Source organism: Pseudooceanicola antarcticus, assembly GCF_900215355.1.
Lineage (GTDB): Bacteria > Pseudomonadota > Alphaproteobacteria > Rhodobacterales > Rhodobacteraceae > Pseudooceanicola > Pseudooceanicola antarcticus.
The window spans coordinates 273,967-293,240 of record NZ_OBEA01000004.1 but is presented as its reverse complement, the minus strand read 5'-3'; the positions used below and the strand labels follow the sequence as shown (position 1 = coordinate 293,240).

At 64.5% G+C, this 19,274-nt stretch carries 20 protein-coding genes; 4 read left to right on the top strand and 16 right to left on the bottom strand.

The window, feature by feature from the left end:
• Window positions 1–558 precede the first annotated feature (558 nt).
• The 11 genes from CRO50_RS12060 to CRO50_RS12010 form a co-directional block, all read right to left on the bottom strand.
• On the bottom strand, window positions 559–747 hold the full coding sequence (locus CRO50_RS12060) for a hypothetical protein (RefSeq protein WP_143516909.1): 189 nt from the start codon (window positions 745–747) through the stop codon (window positions 559–561).
• Window positions 748–1,377: 630 nt separating this feature from the next.
• The gene (gene phoB, locus CRO50_RS12055; protein WP_097146169.1) at window positions 1,378–2,070 is read right to left on the bottom strand and encodes a phosphate regulon transcriptional regulator PhoB; all 693 of its coding nucleotides are present in this window, start codon (window positions 2,068–2,070) and stop codon (window positions 1,378–1,380) included.
• A gap of 1 nt (window position 2,071) precedes the next feature.
• Window positions 2,072–2,809: a phosphate signaling complex protein PhoU gene (phoU, locus tag CRO50_RS12050; RefSeq protein WP_097146168.1), complete on the bottom strand. Its 738-nt coding sequence runs from the start codon at window positions 2,807–2,809 to the stop codon at window positions 2,072–2,074.
• 34 nt (window positions 2,810–2,843) lie between these two features.
• Window positions 2,844–3,641: a phosphate ABC transporter ATP-binding protein PstB gene (gene pstB, locus CRO50_RS12045; RefSeq protein WP_097146167.1), complete on the bottom strand. Its 798-nt coding sequence runs from the start codon at window positions 3,639–3,641 to the stop codon at window positions 2,844–2,846.
• A 22-nt stretch (window positions 3,642–3,663) separates the two neighbouring features.
• Window positions 3,664–5,022, bottom strand: a complete 1,359-nt coding sequence (gene pstA / locus CRO50_RS12040) for a phosphate ABC transporter permease PstA (RefSeq protein WP_097146166.1) — start codon at window positions 5,020–5,022, stop codon at window positions 3,664–3,666.
• Window positions 5,019–6,482 carry a phosphate ABC transporter permease subunit PstC gene (gene pstC, locus CRO50_RS12035; RefSeq protein ID WP_097146165.1) on the bottom strand — a complete coding sequence of 488 codons (1,464 nt, stop codon included), beginning with the start codon at window positions 6,480–6,482 and terminating at the stop codon, window positions 5,019–5,021. Before pstC ends, pstA begins: the two co-directional genes overlap by 4 nt.
• A 101-nt stretch (window positions 6,483–6,583) precedes the next feature.
• Window positions 6,584–7,612, bottom strand: a complete 1,029-nt coding sequence (locus CRO50_RS12030; RefSeq protein WP_097146164.1) for a substrate-binding domain-containing protein — start codon at window positions 7,610–7,612, stop codon at window positions 6,584–6,586.
• 212 nt (window positions 7,613–7,824) lie between these two features.
• Window positions 7,825–8,865, bottom strand: coding sequence for an ATP-binding protein (locus CRO50_RS12025; RefSeq protein ID WP_097146163.1), 1,041 nt, complete (start codon window positions 8,863–8,865; stop codon window positions 7,825–7,827).
• Between the two features lie 32 nt (window positions 8,866–8,897).
• Window positions 8,898–9,419 carry a gamma carbonic anhydrase family protein gene (locus tag CRO50_RS12020; protein ID WP_097146162.1) on the bottom strand — a complete coding sequence of 174 codons (522 nt, stop codon included), beginning with the start codon at window positions 9,417–9,419 and terminating at the stop codon, window positions 8,898–8,900.
• A complete protein-coding gene (gene gmk / locus CRO50_RS12015) occupies window positions 9,416–10,057 on the bottom strand; it encodes a guanylate kinase (RefSeq protein ID WP_097146161.1) in 642 nt (213 codons plus the stop codon). Before gmk ends, CRO50_RS12020 begins: the two co-directional genes overlap by 4 nt.
• 92 nt (window positions 10,058–10,149) lie before the next feature.
• A complete protein-coding gene (locus CRO50_RS12010; RefSeq protein WP_097146160.1) occupies window positions 10,150–11,040 on the bottom strand; it encodes a YicC/YloC family endoribonuclease in 891 nt (296 codons plus the stop codon).
• A 246-nt stretch (window positions 11,041–11,286) separates the two neighbouring features.
• On the opposite strand from CRO50_RS12010, the gene CRO50_RS12005 reads away from it, so the two are divergent.
• Window positions 11,287–12,036, top strand: a complete 750-nt coding sequence (locus tag CRO50_RS12005) for a PAS domain-containing protein (RefSeq protein WP_332835708.1) — start codon at window positions 11,287–11,289, stop codon at window positions 12,034–12,036.
• 114 nt (window positions 12,037–12,150) lie between these two features.
• On the opposite strand, the gene CRO50_RS12000 is transcribed toward CRO50_RS12005, so the two are convergent.
• Window positions 12,151–13,518, bottom strand: a complete 1,368-nt coding sequence (locus tag CRO50_RS12000; protein ID WP_097146159.1) for a class II 3-deoxy-7-phosphoheptulonate synthase — start codon at window positions 13,516–13,518, stop codon at window positions 12,151–12,153.
• A gap of 179 nt (window positions 13,519–13,697) precedes the next feature.
• On the opposite strand from CRO50_RS12000, the gene CRO50_RS11995 reads away from it, so the two are divergent.
• Both CRO50_RS11995 and CRO50_RS11990 read left to right on the top strand, forming a co-directional pair.
• On the top strand, window positions 13,698–14,705 hold the full coding sequence (locus CRO50_RS11995; protein ID WP_097146158.1) for a GlxA family transcriptional regulator: 1,008 nt from the start codon (window positions 13,698–13,700) through the stop codon (window positions 14,703–14,705).
• 125 nt (window positions 14,706–14,830) lie between these two features.
• A complete protein-coding gene (locus CRO50_RS11990; RefSeq protein ID WP_143516908.1) occupies window positions 14,831–15,049 on the top strand; it encodes a hypothetical protein in 219 nt (72 codons plus the stop codon).
• A gap of 16 nt (window positions 15,050–15,065) precedes the next feature.
• Here the strand turns inward: CRO50_RS11990 and CRO50_RS11985 are convergent, their stop codons facing one another.
• On the bottom strand, window positions 15,066–15,341 hold the full coding sequence (locus CRO50_RS11985) for a hypothetical protein (RefSeq protein WP_218844986.1): 276 nt from the start codon (window positions 15,339–15,341) through the stop codon (window positions 15,066–15,068).
• A 289-nt stretch (window positions 15,342–15,630) separates the two neighbouring features.
• Window positions 15,631–16,410 (bottom strand): SGNH/GDSL hydrolase family protein, encoded by a 780-nt coding sequence (locus tag CRO50_RS11980; protein ID WP_097146155.1) that lies wholly within the window; start codon window positions 16,408–16,410, stop codon window positions 15,631–15,633.
• A gap of 702 nt (window positions 16,411–17,112) precedes the next feature.
• Between CRO50_RS11980 and CRO50_RS11975 the strand changes: the two genes are divergently transcribed.
• Complete coding sequence (locus CRO50_RS11975) at window positions 17,113–17,694, top strand: invasion associated locus B family protein (RefSeq protein ID WP_218844985.1); 582 nt, start codon at window positions 17,113–17,115, stop codon at window positions 17,692–17,694.
• Between the two features lie 82 nt (window positions 17,695–17,776).
• On the opposite strand, the gene CRO50_RS11970 is transcribed toward CRO50_RS11975, so the two are convergent.
• Both CRO50_RS11970 and CRO50_RS11965 read right to left on the bottom strand, forming a co-directional pair.
• Window positions 17,777–18,985, bottom strand: a complete 1,209-nt coding sequence (locus tag CRO50_RS11970) for a beta-ketoacyl-[acyl-carrier-protein] synthase family protein (RefSeq protein WP_097146153.1) — start codon at window positions 18,983–18,985, stop codon at window positions 17,777–17,779.
• A complete protein-coding gene (locus CRO50_RS11965; protein WP_097146152.1) occupies window positions 18,982–19,245 on the bottom strand; it encodes an acyl carrier protein in 264 nt (87 codons plus the stop codon). Before CRO50_RS11965 ends, CRO50_RS11970 begins: the two co-directional genes overlap by 4 nt.
• Window positions 19,246–19,274: the final 29 nt, after the last annotated feature.

Sequence of the window (19,274 nt, the reverse complement as noted above, 5' to 3'; positions counted from 1 at the left end):
CCCTTTAAGATGCAAATTGCACCCCCTTTAGGGTGCAGGATGCACCCCCTTTTATTTCTGGGCGCCGGAGTTATCCACAGGCGCTTTCATCTTCCCTCGGTCCCATCATTTCCATCGCCTTCAATGGGCCATATTTCGCGCTCAGGAACCGCCACGCGGCGTCCCTCTGGCGAGCCTCTTGGACCCTGTGAGCCTCGTGGTCGGCTGGGGTGTCCGCTGCACCTGGGACGCGTAGAAGCCAGGTCGTTGGCACACCTCGCCCCCCCTTCCAGTTCCGCGCGGGGCGGATGCAACCTTCGTCACGCAGCGCCCGAAACGCTCTCTTCACGCTGTCCAACGAGCAGCCCGTATCGGCCATCAGTTGCTCTCGCGTGACGGTGACGCTGGGCCGGTCAAACTCAGCCCGGCTCCACATCTTTTCAAGGATTAGAAGCCTTGTTCCTTTGGCGCTAGTCGCGGCCATTGCGGCCTTCTTGGTCTGCCGGGTTGCGGCGCAGGCCGCACGGTATTCAGCATCTGAGGCGTAGCCCTTACGCTTCCAATGAGGATCTCGCCTGGTCATTTCCGACCACCTTCGCGCCTCAGCATTTCGGCCAGCTTGTCGGCCGCGTAGCAGGTCGGAAGATTGCCGATTGTCTCGTCCTTGATCATCCGTCGGACATGGGTTCCAACCGCTGCTTTGGTCCTCCCGAGCGCCCTGGCAATCGTCGCATTGTCGATTCCGGCCGCGTGCCCGATCCGGATCATGTCCGCCTCGAAACCACTAATAAACCGCCCTCTCGCCATATCTTGACCCCTTACTCCCGCAGGTGTATTTTACGAGTCAGGCCCTATTGGGGTGATGCGTCCCTGGTCGGGCGCGTCGGCTGGCCTCCGGGGCCAATTTGCGTCCCCGGACTGCCAGCCCCCCTACTCTCTCAACCTCCTGAAACTGCAATGAAATCAGTTACCTATAATACTGATTACCGAGTTTATTCACGCCCGCTCAGCCTCTCTGTATGACGTTCCAGTTCTGGCAACTACGGCGTCAATGAGGAGCGTTGATCTCGACGGTTGTGACGCAGACCTTGATCAGGCGCCTATAAAGCCCGGCCTCAAGATGTTGCGAAGCGCGGGCGGCGGCTGCCCCGTTTGGAGGACCGCGTTCAACTTTCACGGCTCGCTTCGAAGATGCAAGACATCGAAGCGAGCATCCGAGCCGAGGTGATCCAGGGGTCCGCCCCAAACCGCCGCCATGAGCGACGCAGAAACCTGTCGGGCCAAAGATAGCCGAACCGACCCAGCCAAGAAGAAGAGCGGCGTCAGGGAGAACTCATCTCGTCCGACGCCGCCCTGAACCTCAGTGGTCAGTGGTTCTCACCGCCCTGCCCCATGCCCTCAGCCGAGCGCGTAGCCGGCGCCGCGGACGGTGCGCAGCGGATCCTCGCCTCCATGGGCGCAGAGCGCCTTGCGCAGCCGACCGATGTGGACATCCACGGTGCGGGTGTCGACGTAAATGTCACGCCCCCAGACCCTGTCCAGCAGCTGCTCGCGCGACCAGACGCGGCCGGGTTTCTCCATGAAGGTCGAGAGCAGACGGAATTCCGTCGGGCCCAGCTTCAGCTCCTTGCTGGCGCGCGTCACCCGGTGGGTCTCGGCGTCGAGGATGATATCCTGGTATTCCAGCCGCTCGCCCATCGAGGCCGGACGGGTGCGCCGGAGCTGGGCGCGGACCCGTGCCATGAGCTCGATCACCGAATAGGGCTTAACCACGTAGTCGTCGGCACCGGTCTCGAGACCGCGCACGCGGTCGACCTCTTCGGAGCGCGCCGAGAGCATGATGATCGGAACCGCACGGGTCTCGCTGCGCATCTTCAGCTGACGGCAGACCTCGATGCCCGAAAGATTGGGCAGCATCCAGTCCAACACGATGATATCAGGGGCAATTTCATCAACGAGAAGGATCGCCTCCTCGCCGTTTTCGGCACGTGACACACGGAAGCCTTCGGCCTCCAGGTTGTAGGCCAGAACCTCCCGCTGTGCCGGTTCGTCTTCGACGACCAGAACGGTGGGTTGCTGATCTGCAGCCATATTACTCTTCTCCACTCATCGGCGCGCGGGGCGCCACGTTCAGATCGGTTGAGGTCTTGTCACCCTTCTGGCGGGCTTCCTCGGGGGCGCTGCCGGTGACCAGGTAGACCACCTGTTCGGCGATGGAGGTCACATGATCCCCCATGCGCTCGGTGTTCTTTGCGATGAAATGCAGGTGCATGCAGGCGGTGATGTTGCGCGGATCTTCCATCATGAAGGTCAGGAATTCGCGGAAGAGCGCGTTGTACATCTGGTCGATGTCGCGGTCGCGGTCGATCACGTCCTGGGCCAGCACCGCATCCCGCTGGATGTAGGCGTCAAGCGCGTCGCGCAGCATGGCCTCGACCTCTCGGGCCATGCGGCGCAGCGCGGTATGGGCGCCGGCAATGGGCTGCATCTGGACCAGCACCGAGGTGCGCTTGGCCATGTTCTTGGCGTAGTCGCCGATGCGCTCGAGGTTGCCGGCGATCTTCAGGATCGACAGGACGATCCGCAGGTCGGTTGCGGCGGGCTGGCGCAGGGCGATGATGCGCGCGGCCTCATCCTGGATCAGCTCTTCCAGCTCGTCGATGACCAGGTCGGCCTTGCGGACCTGCTCGGCCATCTCCTCGTCCCGCGCCTCAAGCGCCTCGGACGCATCAAGGATGGACTGTTCGACCAGCCCGCCCATCTTCATGATACGCGCCTGGACGGCCTCCAGATCGCGGTCATATGCGCTCGCAATATGCTGTTCTACCATGGGAAATCGGGCTCCTCACCCTTTGCGGTCCGGATCAGCCGATCCGGCCAGTGATGTAGCTTTCGGTGCGCGGGTCGACCGGGTTGGTGAAGATCTGGCTGGTTTCGCCATATTCGACCAGGTTGCCCAGGTGGAAGAAGGCGGTCTTCTGACTGACGCGGGCGGCCTGCTGCATCGAGTGGGTCACGATGACCACCGAGTAGCTGTCGCGCAGCTCGTCGATCAGCTCTTCGACCTGGCCGGTGGCGATCGGGTCGAGCGCCGAGCAGGGTTCGTCCATCAGCAGCACCTCGGGCTCGGTCGCCACGGCGCGGGCGATGCAGAGGCGCTGCTGCTGACCACCCGAAAGCCCGGTGCCCGGTGCGTGCAGCCGGTCCTTGACCTCGTCCCAGATGGCGCCGCGGCGCAGGGACTTCTCGACAATCACGTCGAGATCGGCCTTGGACTTGGCCAGGCCATGGATGCGCGGGCCATAGGCGATGTTGTCGTAGATCGACTTCGGGAAGGGGTTCGGCTTCTGGAACACCATGCCGACCTTGGCGCGCAGCTGCACCGGGTCGACGCGCTTGTCGTAGATGTCTTCTCCATCCAGCAGGATCTGCCCCTGCACGCGGCAGATGTCGATGGTGTCGTTCATCCGGTTCAGGCAGCGCAGGAAGGTGGATTTGCCGCAGCCCGAGGGCCCGATGAAGGCGGTGACGGTCTTGTCCTGGATCTGGACGTCGACATCCTTGATGGCATGGGTGTCGCCGTAGAAGACCTGAACCTTGTCGGCGGCAATCTTGATGGCTTTGTCGGTCACTTCGTTCTCCAGGGAAGGCGAGTCGTACATGGGTCTGTCCCTATCCTATCAGTTACCAGCGGCGCTCGAAGCGACGGCGCAGGATGACTGCAATGATGTTCATGGTCATGAGGAAGAGCAGCAGGATGATGATGCCGCCCCAGGCACGCTCGTAATAGGCAGGATCGGCGCGCTTGGCCCATTCGTAGATCTGCGCGGGCATGGCCGAGTTCGGATCGAGGAAGCCCGAGGCCACCCCGTCGGGATAGTTCGAGGCGATATAGCCCACCATGCCGATCAGCAGCAGCGGCGCGGTCTCGCCAAGGGCCTGGGCCAGGCCGATGATGGTGCCGGTCAGGATGCCGGGCATGGCCAGCGGCAGCACGTGGTGGAACACCGATTGCATCTTCGAGGCCCCTACCCCGAGCGCCGCATCGCGGATCGAGGGCGGCACCGATTTCAGCGAGGCGCGGGTCGAGATGATGATCGTCGGCAGGGTCATCAGCGTCAGCACCAGGCCCCCGACCAGCGGCGCCGATTGCGGCAAGTGCATGAACTGGATGAACACGGCAAGGCCCAGGATACCGAAGACGATCGACGGTACAGCGGCCAGGTTCGAGATGTTCACCTCGATCAGGTCGGTCCAGACGTTCTTCGGCGCGAATTCCTCGAGATAGATCGAGGCTGCGACACCGATGGGCAGCGACAGCAGCAGCACCACCAGCATCATGAAGAGCGAGCCCAGCATCGAGACGCCGATCCCGGCCTGCTCGGGGCGGCTTTCCGAGGCATCGGCGCCAAGGATGAATGACCAGTTGAAGGTGCGCGCCACGGCCCCGGCCTCTTTCAGCTGGTCGATGATGTCGAGGTGCTCGGCATCGAGGTTCTTGTCGCGGGCGAGATCCTCGCGGGTGACGCGGCCCTTCAGGTAGCCATCCACGCGGGAGGAGGCCAGCACGCGGAAGCTCACCGTCTCGCCGATCTTCTCGGGGTTGGCGATCACGTAGTCGCGGATCTCGGCTGCGGCAGAGGCCGAGACCATCTTGCGCAGGTCGGCGCCCTTCTCGAAGGGGCTTTCAACGCCGTTCTCTTCGAGCACGCGGAACAGGGCCTGATCAATCAGGGGGTTATAGCCGAAGGTCGAGACCTTCTTGATCTCTTCCGGGTCGCGGTTGCCGTTCTTGTCCAGCTTCTCGGCCTGCAGTTCGACCGGCAGCGAGATGAAGGTCTGGGTGTAGGCGGGCACGCCGTTGCGGACGATGGAGACCAGCAGCAGGACCAGGAAGAGCAGGCCGATGCCGACGGCGGCCATGCCGTAGAACTTGAAGCGGGCCTCGGCGGCATTGCGGCGCTTGGTGCGGGCGTCGAGCTCCAGCAGCGAGCCCGAGGCGGGCTTTTGCGGCGCGGCACCGGATGCGGTTGCGTCGGTCATTCGTATTGCTCCCGGTATTTGCGCACGATCCAGAGCGCGAAGACGTTGAGGCAGAGGGTGATGACGAAGAGCGTCATGCCGAGGGCGAAGGCCACCAGCGCCTCGGGAGAGGCGAAATCGGCGTCCCCGGTCAGCTGGCTGACGATCTTGGCGGTGACGGTGGTCATCGCCTCGAAGGGGTTCATCGACAGCCGTGCGGCGGCGCCGGCGCCAAGCACCACGATCATGGTCTCGCCGATGGCGCGCGAGGCGGCCAGCAGGATGGCCCCCACGATGCCCGGCAGGGCGGCGGGCAGCACCACCTGCTTAACGGTTTCGGACTTGGTGGCGCCCAGACCCAGCGAGCCGTCACGCATCGCCTGGGGCACGGCGTTGATGATGTCATCGGAGAGCGAGCTGACGAAGGGGATCAGCATGATCCCCATGACGAGGCCCGCGGTCATCACCGCGCGGCCGCCGCCCATCCAGCCCGCGCCGTCGGGACCGAAGGCCTGGAACAGCATCGGACCCACGGTCAGCAGCGCGAAGAGGCCGTAGACAATGGTCGGGATACCGGCCAGCACCTCGATCATCGGCTTGGCGAAGCTGCGCACCGTCGAAGAGGCGTATTCGCTGAGATAGACCGCCGCGAAGAGGCCGATCGGCACCGCCACCGCCAGCGCGATGACAGAGATGTAGAGCGTGCCCCAGAGCAGCGGCAGGATGCCCAGCTCTGAGCCGCCGCCGAAGGAAGGCGCCCAGGTCAGGCCGAAGAAGAAATCGAGCGCCGGGTAGAGCTTGAAGAACTCGATGGTGTTGAACAGCAGCGAGGCGATGATCCCGACCGTGGTCAGGATGGCCAGCGAGGCGGCCAGGATCAGCAGCGCCAGGATAACCTTCTCGACCGAGTTGCGGGCGCGGAAGTCCTTGTCGGCGCGCACCATCCCCAGGCCGAAGCCCGCCAGCGCAATCAGCAGCACGACGCCGGTGCGGATCATGTTGCCGGTGGCGTTCATCTCGCGCCAGGCTTTCGCGGCGACCAGGATGGGCGCTTCGACGTCAGAGCCAAGCGCCACGCCGACCGCGCCGAGGCGGTCGCGGATGTTGGTGGTTTCAACGCGGATGTCCGTGGCCTCGGCCTCGGTCATGGCGCCCTGCTCTACCGCGAGGTCCAGCCCCTCTGCGATGCGGCGGACGTCGGACATGACAAGGCTCAGCTCGCCTTCGTTGGCGTAGCTGGTTTCGGGCACGAGGTGCTCGACCCGGTTCTGGATCACCATGGGCTGGGCGAAGAGCCAGAGCACCAGCGCCAGCAGCGCGGGCACGCTCACCAGAAGCGCGGCATTGGAACCGTAGTAGGCCGGCAGGGAATGCAGGTGACGGCTGTCCCCTCCCGCCGAGACCAGGGCGCGGCGGCGGCCCAGCAGGTATCCGGTGGCGGAAAGCGCCAGGACAATGAGGAAGATCCAGGTTGCCGGCATGAAATACTCGCTGGATGGTCGTTGCGGCGAAAAGGCTCCTGGCCGGGTAACGGCCAGGAGCCCGGAGACGAGCGGCCCCGAGGGGAGCCGCCCAGAGAGACTTACATGGTCTCTTCGTTCTCGATCATGGCCTGGGTATCGGCCAGCTCGGGATCGGAGACGAGGCCATAGGCGCTCAGCGGGCCATCGGGGCCGGCGATCTCGTCAGCGACGAAGAACTGCGCGAACTCTTTCAGGCCGGGGATGACGCCGATGTGGGCCTTCTTGATGTAGAAGTACAGCGGACGCGAGACCGGGTATTCGCCGGAAGCGATGGTGGCGGTCTCGGGCTCGACGCCGGACATGGTGGCCACTTTCAGCTTGTCGGTGTTGTTCTCGTAGAACGCCAGGCCGAAGACGCCGATTGCGTTCGGGTTGCTGTCGATCGAGGCCAGGGTCTCGGTGTAGTCGCCGTCGATATCCACGGACTTGCCGTCGGTGCGGACCGCGATGCAGGCGTCTTCCGCGTCGTCTTCGGACATGCCGGAGGCGATCATGGCTTCCAGAGCGCCGGTGGTTTCGCAGCCAGCCGCCAGGACCTTCTCTTCAAAGACCTCACGGGTGCCGTGCTTGGTGCCGGGGATGAAGGCCAGGATCTCGGCTTCGGGCAGCTCGGCGTTGAACTCGGACCACATGGTGTAGGGGTTGTCGACCAGCTCGCCATCGACGACCACTTTCGGGGCCAGGGCGTTGTAGAGGTCGGCGGGCTCGAAGGCGGTGAAGGCCGGGCCGTCCAGCTGCGAGGCGAAGACGATGCCGTCATAGCCGATGCGGACCTGGATGATGTCGGTCACGCCGGCTTCGGCACAGGCCTTGATCTCTTTTTCGCGGATGGCGCGCGATGCGTTGGCGATGTCGATGGTGTTTTCGCCGACGCCTTCGCAGAAACGCTTGAGACCAGCGGAGGAGCCACCGGACTCGACCACCGGGGTCGGGAACTCGAAGTTCTCGCCGAAGGCTTCTGCCACGATCGAGGCGTAGGGCAGAACGGTCGAGGACCCGGCAACCTGCAGGTTGTCACGGGCAGCGGCCGCAGAGGCGGAAACGGCGGCGACGGCCAGGGCCGAGGCGGTCAGCTTCATGAAGGACATTGAATGCTCCTGTTATCTGAGAGACCGCCATCCCCCGGCGGCCTTGCCCCTTGCTCCTAGAGCGGGCTCGCAATGGTTTTGCGACAGATACGTAACAGTTACATGACAGTGTTTATCCTTATTCTGCCGAACCTTAGGGAAAGCGCCCCGGAGAATCGGCCGGAAATATAGACAAATCTCTGCCGTTGTTGACAAATCCCTGACAGGAAAGCTCAGCCGAGGGGCAGGACGATGCGGATCGAAGTGCCCTCTCCGAGCACCGAAGAGATCCGCATCCGGCCGCGATGGCGGTTCACGATGTGCTTCACGATGGCGAGGCCCAGGCCGGTTCCGCCCATTTCGCGCGAACGGTGGCTGTCGACACGGTAGAATCGTTCGGTGAGTCGCGGGATATGGATCTCGTCGATGCCCGCGCCGTGGTCGCGGACGGTCACCGCGACCCCCTGCCCCTGCAGCTCCGACATCTGCGCCACGGCCGAGAGGGTCATCTCGACCCGCTTGCCGGCGCGGCCGTACTTGATGGCGTTCTCGACCAGGTTGGTCAGCACCTGGCGCAGCTGATCGGAATCGCCTTTCACCTCGACCGGGCCATCCTCGGCGGTGATCTCGAGCTCGACATCGGCGTCACGGGCCAGCGGCGCCAGCGCGTTGCGCACCGATTCCATCAGCCCCAGGATCTCGACCCGCTCGGTCGGACGCACCCGCGCCTCGCCTTCGACCTGGCTCAGCGACAGAAGATCGCGGACCAGCCGCTCCATGCGCCCGGCCTCGTTGGCCATGATGCCAAGGAAGCGCGCGCGCACCGCTTCATCGTCCTTGGCCGGGCCCAGCAGGGTCTCGATGAAACCGATGAGCGCCGTCAGTGGCGTGCGCAGCTCGTGGCTGACATTGGCCACGAAGTCGCGGCGCATCTGTTCGGCCTGGGTGAGCTCGGTGATGTCGTGGAAGACCACCACCGCCCCCTGTCCCAGGGCCGTATCGACGTAGGTGCAGGTGACCTCGAAGTTCTCCTCCTGCCCGCCGCGAGAGGCCAGGTACTGGGTCTTGTGGACCTGATGGTCGCCCAGGCAGTTCTCGACGGCGTCGAGGACGGCGGGCTGCCGGATGACGGTGATGAAGTGGCGCCCGGTGATCGCGGGGCCGAGCAGCGCGGCGGTCAGCGAATTGGCGGCGATGACGCGCTCTCCGTGTCCGACAAGCAGGGCGGGCATCGGGATGGCGGCCAGCAGGGCCGAGATCGAAGCTTCGGTCATGTGCGGCGGTCCCCCTGCCGATGCACGGGCGCTTAGAGCGCTCGCAGCCCGGCGCGGAAGCGGCGGGCGTTTTCCTGGTAATGCAGTGCCGAGGCGCGCAGGCGCTGTTCCCAGTCGGGGCCCAGTTCCTTCACCACCTTGCCCGGCGCGCCAAGCACCATCGAGTTGTCGGGGATCTCGCGCCCTTCGGTGACCAGCGCGCCGGCGCCGATCAGGCAGTTGCGCCCGATCTTCGCCCCGTTGAGCACGATGGCCCCCATGCCGATCAGCGAGTTGTCCCCGATCACGCAGCCATGCAGCATCGCCTTGTGGCCCACGGTGACATTGGTTCCGATGTGCATGGGAAAGCCCATGTCCGTGTGACAGACGGTGTTTTCCTGTATGTTCGACCCGGCGCCGAGGCGGATCTCCTCGTTGTCACCGCGCAGGGTGGCGCCGAACCAGACAGAGCTGTCCTCTTCCAGCACGCAGCTGCCGATGACATTGGCATCGGGCGCCACCCAGGCGCTGCCGGCAAGCGCGGGGATGCGGTCGTCCAGCGCGTAGATGGTCATGCCTCGCCCTCGTATTCCGCGTTCAGCTGGCGCACCACGTCGACCACGCCGGGCTGCTGGCTGAGCCGCAGGCGCTCGGCCTCGATGATGGTGCGCAGGCGGGTCTCTGTCGCCTCCAGGTCGTCGTTGATCAGCACGTAGTCATATTCCGGCCAGTGGCTGATCTCGTCGCGGCTTTGCTGCATGCGCTTCTCGATCACCTCGGCGCTGTCCTGGGCGCGGCTGATCAGGCGGCGCTCAAGTTCTTTCATCGAGGGCGGCAGGATGAAGATTGACAGCACGTGCTTGCCAAGCGCCGAGGCGCGGATCTGCTGCCCGCCCTGCCAGTCGATATCGAAGAGCAGGTCCTTGCCCGAGTTGATCGCATCTTCCACCGGCCCGCGGGGGCTGCCGTAGGAATTGCCGAACACCGTGGCGTGCTCCAGCATGTCACCGCGAGAGACGAGATCCTGGAACCCCTCCTTCGACATGAAGAAGTAGTGCACGCCATCCACCTCGCCGGGCCGCGGCGCACGGGTCGTGGCCGAGACCGAGAAGCGGATGTCGCGATCCCATTCCAGCAGGCGGCGCGACAGCGTCGATTTGCCGGCGCCCGAGGGGGAGGAGATGATGATGAGAAGGCCGCGCCTCTGGGACATGTCTTTCGTCTTTCGGGATAGCCGTGTCAGGTCGCCTTCGCCTTATGCAGGTTTTGCCCCGGCGGACAAGTGCGGCGATGCGGACGGCCGGCTTACTCGATGTTCTGCACCTGCTCGCGCATTTGGTCGATGAGGGTCTTCATCTCGAGCCCGATGGCGGTTAGCGCCTTGTCCTGAGCCTTGGAACACAGGGTATTGGCCTCGCGGTTGAACTCCTGGGAAAGGAAATCCAGCTTGCGGCCCACGGGCCCCTCCTGGGCCAGAAGCGCGCGGGCGGCACCGACATGGGTGCGCAGCCGGTCCAGCTCTTCGGTGACATCGGCCTTGATCGCCAGCAGGGCCAGTTCCTGAGCGAGGCGGTCGGGGTCCTGGCCCCCTGCCCCCTCGAGCACCCGCGCCATGGCGGCCTGCAGCGCCTCTTTCTGACGAGGCGCGCGTTCGACGGCGGCGCGCTCGGCCTCGCCTGTGAGTGTCTCGATCGCATCGAGCTGCGCCGAAAGCACCGAGGCGACCGAGCGGCCCTCTCCGGCGCGCATCTGCAGGAAATCCTCGAGCACCGCATCGAAATCGGCCAGCAGCGCGCCGCGCAGGGCCTCGTTGTCTTCCTCGGGCGCGCTGGCCTCGAGCACGCCGCGCATGCCGAGGATCTCGGCGGCGGAGCTGGGACGCAGCGCCAGCCCCCTGGCCTCGGCCCGGCTTTCGGCAAGGCTCAGCGCCTCAAGCATGGCGTCCAGCTGAGCGGTGTTGACCGCAAGCGTGCCGCTGCTGTCATCCCGCGACAGCCGCAGGTTCAGCGTGACAGAGCCGCGCGACAGCGCCTTTGTCAGCGTCCCGCGCAGCGCCGCTTCCAGCCCCGGCACCCAGTCGGGCACCCGCAGTCGCAAATCCAGCCCCTTGGCATTGACCGAGCGCAGCTCCCAGCTCCAGCCATGGCCCAGACCTTCGCCCCGCGCGGTGGCGAAGCCCGTCATTGAATAGGTCATGGCCCCTCCGTTGTGCCTCGCTCCGGGCGACCTGGTGCCGTCAGTGGCGGTTAACCATTGGTCGAGAAATCCCGGAAATTTCCTCTCGATACTGGCATATTAATGGATACGTAACCTCTGTGAAGATAGCTTTAACCATAGGTGGTGCGGCCTCTGGCCCCGCTGCCGCCGGATGTCTTCCGGCGCAGGCTTTGGCTTTGACGTGAAACGACAGAGGGTTGCCATGAAAAAAGCTGGAGTTTCGAGATGTCGCAGAGCGGAGGCGACGGGCGCACCGTCATCAGCATGGCCGGATTCGTGAATCAGGCCCGCTTCACCACCGTCCAGGAGGTCGAGGCCTATTGGGAGGCGATCCGCGGCGGCCGCCTCGTGCCGCGACGCTCGGACATCGACCCGCGCGGGATCGAGCGGGCGCTGGAATACGCCTTCATCCTGGAACGGGTCGCCCCCGGTATCGCGCGGTTGCGCATCGCCGGCTCTCACCTGTCGGACCTGATGGGGATGGAGGTGCGCGGCATGCCGCTCTCGGCCTTCATGACGCCCCAGGGCCGCAACCAGCTGGGCGAGATCCTGGAAGAGGTCTTCGACAACCCCGCCAAGGCCACCATCGACCTGCTGGCTGAACGCGGCATCGGCAAGCCCGAGATCGAGGCCAAGCTGCTGCTGCTACCGATGAAGAGCGACCTCGGCGATATCTCTCGCGTGCTGGGCTGTCTGGCCACCACCGGAGAGATCGGCCGCGCGCCGCGCCGCTTCGAGATCACCGGCAGCCGCGTCACGCCCCTGCTTGGCGACTTCATGCAGAACGAACCTGCCGAGGAAGGCTCTGACCCCGGTCCCGAGATCCCCAAGCGGATCGAGCCCGCGCCCCGCCGTGGCCTCTCAGAGCCCCCCGCGGCGCCTTTCCTCCCGTCCAGCCAGGGTGCCACAGGTTCTACCCGGCCCAGGCTGAAGCCCGGCCCCCGGCCTTACCTGCGGGTCGTGGACGACGAATAGGCCCGCGCCCGGCGCTCTCGTCGGTGACCTGAGCCCCGGAATGAAAACCGCCGCCCGGTCTCCCGGACGGCGGTTTTGTTTTTCTGCAATCGCGGACCCTGGCCCGTGCCCGGATCAGCCGTTGGCGGCCATACGGGTTTCGCGCAGGCTGACAAGCTCTTCGGCGACCATGAAGGCCAGTTCGAGGGCTTGCGAAGCATTCAGGCGCGGGTCGCAGGCGGTGTGGTAGCGATCCGAGAGATCCTCTTCGGACACCGCGTAGACGCCGCCGGTGCATTCGGTGACATCGTTGCCGGTCATCTCGAAGTGGACGCCGCCGGGGACGGTGCCATGGGCACGGTGCGTGGCGAAGAACTCCTGCACCTCCGAGAGCACGGTGTTCACCTGGCGGGTCTTGTAGCCGGTGTTCGACTTGATGGTGTTGCCATGCATCGGGTCGCAGACCCAGACCACGTTGGCACCTTCGCTCTGAACGGTCTCGATCAGGCGCGAGAGATGCTCGGAGACCTTGCCGGCGCCGAAACGGGCGATCAGGGTCAGACGGCCCATCTCGTTGTTGGGGTTCAGCTTCTCCATCAGGACCTTGAGGTCCTCGGCGGTGGTCGTCGGGCCGCACTTCAGGCCGATGGGGTTCATCACGCCCGAGCAGAACTCGACATGGGCACCATCGGGCTGACGGGTCCGGTCGCCGATCCAGATCATGTGGCCGGAACCAGCCAGCCACTTGCCCGAGGTCGAATCCATCCGGCAGAGCGCTTCTTCATATTCCAGCAGAAGCGCCTCGTGGGAGGTGTAGAAATCGACCTGGCGCAGCGCATGCTGACGGTCGGACTGGACGCCCGCGGCCTGCATGAAGTCCAGCGTGTCCGAGATCCGGTTCGCCATGTCGCGGAACTTCTCGGCCTTGTCGGAGGCGGTGAAGCCCAGGGTCCAGCGGTGGACCTGGTTCACATCCGCATAACCGCCGGTCGAGAAGGCGCGCAGCAGGTTCAGCGTGGCCGCGGCCTGGGTGTAGGCCTGCAGCATCTTGCCGGGGTTCGGGATACGCGCTTCCGGCGTGAAGGCCAGATCGTTGATGATATCGCCGCGGTAGCTGGGCAGCTCGACGCCGCCGATGGTCTCGGTCGGAGCCGAACGGGGCTTGGCGAACTGGCCGGCCATCCGGCCCACCTTCACCACGGGCACCTTGGCGCCGAAGGTCAGCACCATGGCCATCTGGAGCATCACCTTGAAGGTGTCGCGGATGCTGTCGGCTGAGAATTGATCGAAGCTTTCGGCACAATCGCCACCCTGCAGCAGGAAGGCCTCCCCCCGGCCTGCTGCGCCCAATGCGTCACGCAGACGGCGGGCCTCCCCGGCAAACACCAGGGGCGGATACTTCGAAAGCTGAGCCTCTACGGCGTGCAGTGCTTCCTGATCCTGATAGTCAGGCATCTGCACCCGCGGCTTGTTGCGCCAATCGGACTTCTGCCAGGTCCCCATCTTTTCCTCCGGGTTCAAGCTTCTTGAGGCGTCACCCTATAAAGGAGATAGCGCTAAAGGGCTACAAATCTTTTGCGACGCTTGACGTCGCAGGTTTGCTCTGCGCTCATATCCGAATTCCGGCGGCAGCCCCCCTGCCCGGCGGGACCCAACCGACACTCTCAAGACCAGGTGCAAGCATGCCGGAGCCCCGCAGCCCGCTCTCTTCGGTTTCCAGCTCAAGCCCGCGGCCGCGGCGCTTCCTTTTCATCCTTCTGGACAGGTTCACGATGCTCTCCTTCGCCTCGGCGCTGGAGTGTCTGCGCATTGCCAATCGGATGGCCGGGGAAACCGTCTACAGTTGGACCCTGCAAAGCGAAGACGGCGAGCCGGTGACCTGCTCTGGCGGCGTCAGCTTCGGCGTCGACGGCCCGCTGGGAGAGGTCGGGCGCGAAGATTTCGTCATGCTCTGCGGCGGCGTGGCGATCCAGGAGACGGCGACGCGCAAGCTGCTGGCCTGGCTGCGCCGCGAATCCCGCAAGGGCGCGGCCCTGGGCGGGCTCTGCACCGCCGCCCATGTGCTGGCCCGCGCCGGCCTTCTGGACGGCAAGCGCGCCACGATCCACTGGGAAAATCACGACAGTTTCGCCGAGGAATTCGACGAGGTGACGCTCACCAAGTCGGTCTTCGTGGTCGACGGCAACCGCATGACCACCGCCGGCGGGACCTCCTCGATCGACCTGATGCTGAAACTGATCGCCGATCACCTGGGAGAGGACATCGCCAATGCGGTGGCCGACCAGCTGATCTATTCCTCGATCCGGACCGACCAGGACACGCAGCGGCTGTCCGTGCCGACCCGCATCGGCGTGCGCCACCCGAAGCTCTCTCAGGTCATCCAGATGATGGAGGCCAATATCGAAGAGCCGATCAGCCCGGCGATCCTGGCCAAGGAGGTGGGCATGTCGACCCGCCAGCTGGAGCGGCTCTTCCGCCGCTACCTCAACCGCTCGCCCAAGCGCTACTACATGGAGCTGCGCCTGCAGAAGGCGCGCAACCTCTTGATGCAGACCGATATGTCGGTGATCAACGTGGCGCTTTCCTGTGGCTTCGCCTCGCCCTCGCATTTCTCCAAATGCTACCGGGCGCAGTACCAGACCACCCCCTACCGCGAACGCGGCAGCCAGGGCACGCGCCTGTCGATCTGAGCCGGGTCGCCCGCCGATATTGCAACGATCTCCGTGACTTCAAAGATCACGCCTTGCAAAGAGGGTGGCGCAAAGCCCATAATTCCACCCGTGAGGGTAATTGTGACCAAGCCGGGAGGGTCCTGATGCAAACGAACAGAGCCAAACGCCGCGTGCAATTCGTCTGCGCCGTTTTCCTGCACATTCCGCTGGTGGCAATTGCCGCCTATGCGATCTCGGAAGGCTTCATGGATCACCTGCGCATCCTGCTGGTCGGCCTCGTGGCGACCCTGCTGGGGACGGGCATGATCGTTCCCTATATCGGGCGCGTGCTTGAGGGTGGCGAGATGGAGCCCTCTGCCTGAGCCCCTGCCCGTTGGGTCAAAGGAAGAGGTAGAGAACCCAGGTCAGCAGCAGGACCTTCGCGGCCAGCACCATGAGCACCAGGCCACGGTTTTCCGGCGCGCGCAGCATGTCCCAGAAGCTTTCCTTGACGGCCTCGGCCTGCGGCGCGAAGAGCTCCGCCTCGATATTGGTGTAGACATGGGCACCTGGGCCCTGCGCCGGATCAGGCTGGGCCATGCAGAGCGAGGCCAGCCGTTCGTTCCAGCTGCGGAAGGCTTCGCGCATCTCGGGATCGGCGGTTACGTCGTGCAAGGCCTCCTGCCTCTCGCGCCCCTCCAGGAGACCGATAGCCAGTTCGGCAGCGCGTGCGCTCTTGTCATCTGTCACGCTGTTTAACGCCTCCTTCCCCGGCGAGGATTCTGCAAAACTTCGGACCGACTGTGAATCACCTGCTCCGTCGGTTCAATGCAACTCTTGTCTGCAGGCTTCAAACTGCAGTTCGGGGAAGACACGTCCAGCGTTACGTCGGAGTTTCAGGTTTGGATCAAAAAAGATCTTGCCGATGTTCCGGGGAGCCTGCTGGCGCCCCGGAGCCCTCTTCCTACTGGTTGAAATAGGCCGCCACCGCATCTTCGGCAACCTGCTGAAGGAAGGCCGCATCCTCGTCCGAGATCGCGCCCTCGTATGTGTAGGGGTTTCCGACCACGCTGTCGTCATAGAGCGTTGCCACAATGGTGGCCGCACCGAGGTAGCTGCCAAGAAGCGTGGGATGGCTGTTGTCGGACTTGTGCAACGCGATCTCCGGACGCCGGGCCTTGGCCAGGGCGAAGGCCTCACCGGTCGGAATGACCAGAGCGCCGACGCGGTTGCCCTCTCCGGTGTAGCCATCCGAAATCAGCTCGGTCATCTCGGGATCGTAACGCTTGTGACCCTCGGCATAGGCCGGGGTCATGTAGAAGGCTGCCTCGCCGCCGCGCTCGGTGATCCGCGCCACGAGGTGATCTGCGGCGTCGGCAAAGCGCTGGTGCTTGTCCTCGCTCAACATGGCGCCCGAGTTGCCCTGCAGGATGACAAGGTCATAGCCCTTCGCTCCCCCCAGATCGAGATAGGCGTCGATGGGCTGCTGATCCAGGTAGCCCCCCGAGATCGCGGCGAGCTTGTAGCTGAAATCCCGCTCGGGGTAGAGCGCGCGGGCCATGCGGACGGCGTGGTTGTGCAGGCTGTCACCGTAGTAGAAGTAGCTGTTGCCGACGAAGAGGACCCGCGCCGGGGCCTCGGACGGCGGCAGGACCTCGGGTCGCGCCTGGGCAAATGCCTGGCTGCCAAGGGTGCTCAGACCCGCCAAGGCGAGCACGGCGGTCATACGGAAAAATCCGGTCATTCTATCTCCTCCCAAAAGTGGGTCGAGCATAGGAAGCTGCCGTAGTTGCGACTATTGGAATTAACTCAACGACAGTTGCACCAATCGCATCTTTCAGTTCCGGCGCATTTGAGAAGAACCTGAGCGAGTTTCCCGCGATTTCCGGGCCGACCCGCCCCTGCGCGCGCTGCCGCGAAGGCTTCCTTTACCAAATCGTGCCAGCTTGTCGGGGTGTCCTTCGTCTCATGTCCTCTTGACGAAGGGCAGACTTCCTCCCTGTCTGACTGGCCGCGCCTTAGGGCGCGGCTTTTTTCCGCCGGTGGACCGGCAGAGGCCTGCCGATGCCTGTTCCGGGCCACTGCGAACCGGCGCCGGACTGGGGAAAATCCTTCAAATGCCTGCAAAACAGACGCTGATCACGCCCGCTACAGGGCTGTCATATTTCCGTGTTGACTACCCCCGGCAAACCTCCTAGCGTGACCTCAAATACAAGTCGGCCAGTCCGACGGGGAGCATAAACTACGGAAAAAGGGGCCTTTTCGGGCTCCTTTTTTCGTTGGGCAAAACGCCTGTCGCCTTGCCCCGCGCAACCCATCCGAGAGCGCTGAAATCCCGGCGCATCCGGGGCGAGCGGCGGCCTGAAGCCACCCCACCAGGGGGGCCTGACTCGGCCCATCTGTCATGTTAAGCGGGCCGTAACGCAATCACTGAATGGGATACAAGATGCGCTCTCTCTTCACCTTGCCGGCCTCTGCCCTGGCTCTTTCGCTGCTGGTCACCCCCGTCCTGGCGCAGGACGCAGACCTGGACATGGGACAGGGCTCTGACGCAGAGCCCCAGGTGGGCCAGACCTACAGCCGCGAACAGATCGGCGATTGGAACATCGACTGCGTGAAAGCCGAGGATGGCCAGGAAGAACCCTGCCAGATGACCCAGCTGATGACGCGTGAAGATGGCAACCCGATCGCCACTGCCGCCTTCTTCAAGACGCCCGAGGGCTCTCAGGCAGCCGCCGGTGCCACGATCATGGTCCCGCTCGAGACCCTGCTGCCCGCCGGCCTGCTGCTGAATGTCGATGGCAACCAGGACAAGGCCTACAACTTCAGCTTCTGCAACGCCTCGGGCTGCGTCGCCCGCGTGGGCTTCACCGAAGCGGAGATGGCCACCTTCCGCGCCGGCGCCGTCGCCACCCTGACGATCCGTCCAGCGGCTGCCGCCGACGTGGCCGTGCCGATGAAGCTGTCGCTGACCGGCTTCACCAAGGCCTTCGAGCAGGTGACCGCAGTGCCCTCGATCGGCAACTGATCTCCGCCCCCGGATTGCGAGACGCCGCGGCCCGTAAGGACCGCGGCGTTTTGCTTGTCAGAAAGTAAGAAGGCGGCGCGGGTCAGATCCGGCGCAGCGCCATGACCGCGTTCAGCCCGCCGAAGGCGAAGGCGTTGGACAGGGCCACCTCGACCTGCACTTCGCGGGCCTCGTTCGGCACAACGTCCAGGGCGCATTCGGGGTCGGGCTCTTCGTAGTTGATCGTCGGTGCGACCACACCGTCGCGCAGTGCCATGATGCAGGCCAGCAGCTCGACCGCGCCGGTGCCGCCGATCAGGTGGCCGTGCATCGCCTTGGTCGAACTGATCATCACCTCGTCCGCATGACGCCCGAAGACATCCGCCACGGCGGCGCTTTCGGTCTTGTCGTTGGCGGCGGTGCCGGTGCCATGGGCGTTGATGTATTGCACGTCCTCGGGGTTCAGCCTGGCATCCTTCAACGCGCCCGAGATCGCCCGCGCGGCCCCCTGCTTCGAGGGCATGACGATGTCGGAGGCATCCGAGGACATGGCGAAGCCCACCACCTCGGCCAGGATCTCTGCGCCGCGCTTCTTGGCGTGCTCAAGTTCCTCGAAGACGAAGATGCCGGCACCTTCGCCCTGCACCATGCCGTTGCGGTTGGCGCTGAAGGGGCGGCAGCCGGACTTGGACATGACGCGCATGCCCTCCCAGGCTTTCACGCCGCCGAAGCAGAGCATGGATTCGGAGCCGCCGGTGATCATCGCCGGGCTCATGCCCGTGCGCACCATCTGGAAGGCCTGGGCCATGGCGTGGTTCGAGCTCGCGCAGGCCGAGGAGACCGTGAAGGTCGGGCCCTTGAGGTTGAACTCCATCGAGACATGGCTGGCGGCGGCGTTGTTCATCAGCTTCGGCACGACGAAGGGGTGAACGCGGTTCTTCCCCTCCTCGTAGACCGAGCGGTAATTCTCGTCGATGGTGGTCATGCCACCACCGGAATTGCCGAGGATGGCGCCGGTCTTGTGAGCCAGCTCTCCGGCGAAGGTCAGCCCGGATTGCGAAATCGCCTCGCGGGCGGCGACCAGGGCAAACTGGGTGAAACGGTCATAAAGCGCCATCTGCTGGCGGTTGAAGAGCCCCTCGGAAGAGAAGCCCTTCACCTGGGCGCCGATATTCACCGAGAGGCGGTCGGCGTCGCGCACGTCCAGCTCGGCGATGCCACAGCGGCCCTCGCGCATGGCCTCGAGGGTTTCGGCCACGTCATGGCCCAGGGCATTGATCGTGCCTGCGCCCGTAATGACGACCCGTTTCACGAATTCTGTTCTTTCACCAATTTCTCGACGCCGGCGACGATCGAGGCGACATCCGAGATGTCGAAGTCGCTTTCCTGCGGATCATTGGCGTTGAAGGGGACCTGGATGTCGAAGGCTTCCTCGATGGCGAAGATGCTTTCCACGAGGCCAAGGGAGTCGATCCCCAGGTCCTCCAGCGTGCTTTCCATCTTGACGTCAGAAGGCTCGAGTACCGCCTGTTCCGCGATGATCTCGACGACCTTTTGCTTGATGTCCGACATGGATGCGATCCCCTCTCGCTGGCTCGCTG